This is a genomic window from Roseateles sp. (assembly GCF_046300915.1).
In the GTDB taxonomy this organism is placed as follows: domain Bacteria; phylum Pseudomonadota; class Gammaproteobacteria; order Burkholderiales; family Burkholderiaceae_C; genus Kinneretia.
In genome coordinates, this window is record NZ_JBKCLH010000160.1 from 35,558 (window position 1) to 40,941 (window position 5,384).

General features: G+C 71.3%; 4 protein-coding genes. All 4 read left to right on the forward strand.

Annotated elements, in window-relative coordinates:
* The first annotated feature begins 41 nt into the window (after positions 1–41).
* Entirely contained in the window at positions 42–341 is a 300-nt protein-coding gene (locus ACK5F2_RS12200) for a DUF3467 domain-containing protein (RefSeq protein ID WP_409864953.1), read from the forward strand.
* Between the two features lie 22 nt (positions 342–363).
* The gene (locus ACK5F2_RS12205) at positions 364–2,238 is read left to right on the forward strand and encodes an efflux RND transporter periplasmic adaptor subunit (RefSeq protein WP_409864956.1); all 1,875 of its coding nucleotides are present in this window, start codon (positions 364–366) and stop codon (positions 2,236–2,238) included.
* A gap of 10 nt (positions 2,239–2,248) precedes the next feature.
* Entirely contained in the window at positions 2,249–4,405 is a 2,157-nt protein-coding gene (locus ACK5F2_RS12210) for a PqqD family peptide modification chaperone (RefSeq protein ID WP_409864958.1), read from the forward strand.
* Position 4,406: 1 nt separating this feature from the next.
* A partial coding sequence (locus ACK5F2_RS12215) for a DEAD/DEAH box helicase (RefSeq protein ID WP_409864960.1) occupies positions 4,407–5,384 on the forward strand: 978 nt, incomplete at its 3' end.

Genomic DNA, 5,384 nt, shown 5'->3' on the forward strand with positions numbered 1-5,384 from the left:
GGCCAGACCGGCTCATTTCATTCATTTCATCGACCCAACTCATGAGCACCATGGACGACAACAAGACCCTGCCGCAAGCCGGCACCAGCACCCCTAGCATCGTCTGGGACGACAGCCAGATGCAGACCAGCTACGCCAATGTCTGCAATGTGCTGGGCACCCGCGAAGAAATCATGCTGCTGTTCGGGGCCAACCAGGCCTGGCAGACCCAGCAGTCCGAGGTCAAGGTGAGCCTGTCCAACCGCATCGTGCTCAACCCCTATGCGGCCAAGCGCCTGCAGGCCCTGCTGGACCTGGGCTTGCGCGAGTACGAGAGCCGCTACGGCGAACTCAAGCTCTGAAACCGTCTCCCGAGCTTGCGTGATGTCCACTGCCTCCCCCATTCCAGCGCCGCTCTGGCAGACCTTGCTGGACGCCGATCCGCATCGCGACGCCGCGCTGCTGCACGCCAGCTGGCTGCAGGCCCTGGTCCAGGGCCTGGGTCTGAGCGGCGGCGCGGTCAGCGAGGCCGTGCTGGTGCTCGATGGCAGCCTGCTGGGCGAGCAGGGGCAGGCGGGGGATCTGCGCCCCGTGGCCAACTGGCCCCAGCGCGGCCAGCCTTGCTCGGCCGAGCTGGCGCTGATCTGTGAGGAGGCCCTGGCCCAAGGCGCAGCCCTGCAGCGCGCCCAGTCCGGGACCAGCCTGCTGGCTTATCCCCTGCTCCAGCGCGGTGCGCTGCAGGGCGTGGTGGGGCTGCGCTTTGCCGAGGCAGCGCCGCCGCGCCACAGCCGGGACTGGCTGCGCTGGGGCCTGGGCTGGCGGCGCTCGCCCGGGACACAGGGCGCGGGCGTGGAGCAGGACGCGCTGCGCGAGCGCATGCTGCTGACCCTGGAGCTGCTGACCACGGCCCTGGCCGAGCCCGACTGGCGCGCGGCCTGCAACAACGCGGTGACCGAGACGGCCCACAAGCTGGGCTGTGACCGCGTCTGCCTGGGCCTGCTGCGCGGCAAGCGTCTGCGCCTGCAGTCCCTGTCCAATGCGGCCGACTTCTCGGGCCGCCTGGACCTGGCCCATGCGCTGGAAGCCGCCATGGAGGAAGCCAGCGACCAGGGCCAGGCCCTGTGCCTGCTGGACGGCCAGCCCGCGCCCGAGCTGCCTGCCACCCTGGTGCTGCGCGATCAGCAGGCACTGCTGCGCGGCTTTGGCACCGGCAGCGTGCTCTCCGTGCCCTTCATGCTGGACGAGAAAAACCAGGGGGTGATGGTCTTCGAATGGCCGCTGCACCAGGCCCCCTCGGCCCTGGCCCTGCAGATGGCTCACGGTCTGCCGCCCCTGCTGGGGCGTGTGCTGCTGGACAAGCGCCACGCCCAGCGCGCCTGGCCCCTGCGCCTGCGCGACGCCCTGGCGGCCCAGGCGGCCAAGGTCTTCGGCCCGCGCCACGCCCTGCGCAAGCTGATGCTGCTGGGCCTGGCGCTGCTGGCCGCCTATCTGGCCACGGCCACCGGCCCCTATCGCATCGGCGCCCAGGCCACCCTGGAGGGCGGGGTGCGGCGCGTGATTGCCGCGCCCTTTGACGGCTTTGTGGCCAGCGCCCAGGTGCGCGCCGGCCAGGTGGTCAAGCAGGGCGATCTGCTGGCCACCCTGGACGACCGCGATCTGCGCCTGGAGAGCGAGAAATGGGCCAGCCAGCAGACCCAGTACGCCAAGCAGGCCCAGGAGGCCCAGGCCCAGCACAGCCTGGCCCAGATCCAGATCTCCCTGGCCCAGATCCGGCAGGCCGCCTCGCAGCGGCGCCTGTCCGAGACCATGTTGGCCCGCACCGCGGTGCGCGCACCGCTGGACGGCCTGGTGGTCAGCGGCGACCTCTCGCAAAGCCTGGGTGCCGCCCTCAAGAAAGGCCAGACCCTGTTCGAAATCTCGCCGCTGGATGCCTACCGGCTGATCCTGCAGGTCGAGGAGACCGATATCGACACCCTGGCCGTGGGCCAGCGCGGCAGCCTGATGCTGACCGCCCTGCCGGGCGAGACCTTCAACTTCTCCGTGCGCCTGCTGACGCCGGTGGCCAGCGCCCGCGACGGCCGCAATCTCTTCCGCGTGGAGGCTGAGCTGGACCCGGTCGGCGAGCGCGCGGCCCAGCTGCGCCCGGGCATGGAGGGCATTGCCAAGGTCGAGATGGGCGAGCGCCATCTGCTGTGGATCTGGACGCACCGCATGGGCGACTGGCTGCGCCTGCAGGCCTGGCAGTGGCTGGGGCTGTGAGGACGGCTGCATGAGTTCCGCCCTGTTCTCCACCTCCTGGTACCGCGTCGAGCAGATGCGCCCGGCCCTGCGCGGCCATGCGCGCCTGGTGCGTCACAGCTACCGGGGGCAGCGCTGGTATGTGCTGCAAGACCAGGCCAGCGGCCGCTTCCTGCGCCTGAACGAACAGGCCTGGCGCATCGTCGGCCTGATGGACGGCCAGCGCAGCCTGGCCCAGATCTGGGAGCAGGCCTGTCTGGGCCTGGGCGACGAGGCGCCCACCCAGGACGAGATCCTGCAGCTGCTGACCCAGCTGCACCAGGCCAATGTGCTGCTCAGCGACCGCCGCCCGGATCTGGACGATCTGGAGCAGCGCCGCCGCAAGCTGGGCTGGGCCCGCATCAAGCAGTACCTGGGCAATCCGCTCTCGCTCAAGCTGCCCCTGGTGGACCCGGACCGCCTGCTGGGCCTGATCGCGCGGCTGATGCCGCCCGCCCTGCTGCCCTGGCTGCTGCTGGCCTGGCTGGCCCTGGTGGGCTCCGGCATCGTGGGTGCGGCCATGCACTGGCAGGAACTCAGCGCCGACATCACCTCGCGCGTCTTCACCGCGCAGAACATGCTGCTGCTGGCCCTGGCCTTTCCGGTGCTCAAGGCCATCCACGAGCTGGGCCACGGGCTGGCGCTCAAGCTGCTGGGTCTGAGCTGCCACGAGATGGGCCTGATGTTCCTGGTCGCGGTGCCCGTGCCCTATGTGGACGCCAGCCAGGCCAGCGCGCTCAAGAGCAAGTACCAGCGCATGCTGGTGGGCCTGGCCGGCATGATGGCCGAGCTGGCGGTGGCCGCCGTCGCGCTGTGGCTGTGGGTGCTGGTCTCGCCCGGTGTGGGCAAGGCCTTTCTGCATCAGGTGCTGATCGCCGCCGGTGTCAGCACCCTGATCTTCAATGCCAACCCCCTGCTGCGTTTCGACGGCTACTACGTGCTGGCCGACTGGCTGGAGATTCCCAATCTGGCCCAGAAGTCCAATCAGTACCTGGGCCATCTGATCAACCGCCACCTCTTTCGCGTGCGCGAGGGCCTGCAGCCCCCGCCGCTGACGCCGCGCGAGGCACCCTGGCTGCTGGGCTACTGCATCGCCTCCTTTTGCTACCGCATGCTGGTGGCCGTGGGCATCGTGCTGCTGGTGGCGCCGCGCTTCTTCTTCCTGGGCGTGCTGCTGGCCATCTGGTCGGCCTGGGGCACCGTGGGCAAGCCGCTGCTGAGCCAGTTCAAGTACCTGGCCCTCAGCCCGGTGCTGCAGGGACGGCGCGCGCTGGCCTGGAGCCTGAGCCTGGGCTTTGCCACGGCGCTCACGGCCTTCATCGCCCTGGTGCCCCTGCCCTCCTGGACCAATGCCGAGGGCGTGATCTGGATGCCCGAGGCCTCGCGCGTGCGCGCCCACCACGCCTGCTTCGGCATGGCCGTGCTGTCGGCGCCGGGCAGCACGGTGCGCGCGGGCCAGCGGCTGCTGGCCTGCACCGATCCCGAGCTCGATGCCCAGCAGGCCCAGGCCGAGGCCAAGCGCGGCGAGCTGGGCTCGCGCCTGCGCCATGCCCAGGCCCTGGACCGTGTCCAAGCCCAGGTGGTGGAGGCCGAACTGCGCCACGCCAGCCAGCGCCTGGCCGATCTGGACGAGCGTCGCGCCCAGCTCAGCATCGCCGCGCCGGTGGATGGCATCTTCGTGATGCCCTCACCGCAGGACTTTCCGGGACGCTATCTGGAGCGCGGCGAGCACCTGGCCTATGTGCTGGAGCCGCGCCATTTCAGCCTGCTCACCGTGGTAGGCCAGGGCGAGGTGGACCGGGTGCGCCAGCACACCACCCGGGTGGAGCTGCGCAGCGTGGACCGCATCGGCCAGCTGCTGGCCGCGCGCCTGGAGCGCGAGGTGCCGGCCGCCACCACCCAGCTGCCCAGCCTGGCCCTGGCGCTTCAGGGCGGGGGCAAGATCGGTCTGGACCCCGGCAGCAACGCGCGCCAGGAACCTCAGGCCCTGGACTCGCTCTTTCACTTCGAGCTGCGCTTGCTGGGCGATGCCCTGCCCCAGGCCGTGGGCCAGCGCGTCTATGTGCGCTTCGTGCACGAGCCCGAGCCCCTGGCCCGCCAGTGGTACCGGCCGCTGCGCCAGCTCTTCCTGAAGACCTTTGCGAGCTGAGATGAGCGGCTTCTCACTGAGCTTCCACGCCGACCCCTACGCCCAGCGCCGCGACTGGACCGAGGCGCCCTGGCTGGACCGCGCCCTGGCCTGGTGTGGCCGCCGCCTGCTGCGCCGTGGCGCCCTGGGCCGCTTGGCGCTGACCCGCTTGCTGCGCGCGGTGCAGCAAGCCGAGGCGGGGCTGAGCTCCGCCGCGGCCCTGCAGGCGGAAGCTGGCGCGCTGCGCCGCGAGCTGGGTCGCGAGGGCTTCACCCCAGCCCTCAGCGCCCGCGCCCTGGCCCTGGTGCGCCAGCAGGCGCGCCTGAGCCTGGGCCTCACGCCCTTCGACACCCAGCTGCAGGGTGCCTATGTGATGCTGCAGGCCCGTGTGCTGGAGATGGACACCGGCGAGGGCAAGACCCTGACCGCCGGCCTGGCCGCGGCCGCCGCGGGCCTGGCCGGACTGGCCGTGCATGTGGTCACGGTCAACGACTACCTGGCCGCCCGCGACGCCGAGAAGCTCGAACCCCTGTACCGCGCCCTGGGCCTGCGGGTGGCGGTGGTGCTGGAGGGCGATGACGAGAGCACCCGGCGCGAGCGCTACCGCGCCGACATCGTCTACTGCAGCAACAAGACCGTGGTCTTCGCCTACCTGCGCGACCGCCACCCCCTGGCCGAGCGCATGCCGGCCCTGGCCCTGAGCCTGGACCGTCTGCTGGCGGGCCGCGACCAGGGCGGCAGCACCCTGCGCGGCCTGCATTTCGCCATCGTGGACGAGGCCGACAGCGTCTTCATCGACGAGGCCCGCACGCCCCTGATCCTCTCGGCCCAGCGCGGCGACGAAGCCGCTGCCGCCTACTACCGCGAGGCCATCGCCCTGGCGCGCCGCCTGCAGGCCGACCGCGACTACCGCCTCACGCTGCAGCCCCCGCGCGTGCTGCTCACCGGCGCGGGGCGCGCCCAGCTGCAGCGCTGGCTGCCCGAGCTGCCGCCCATCTGG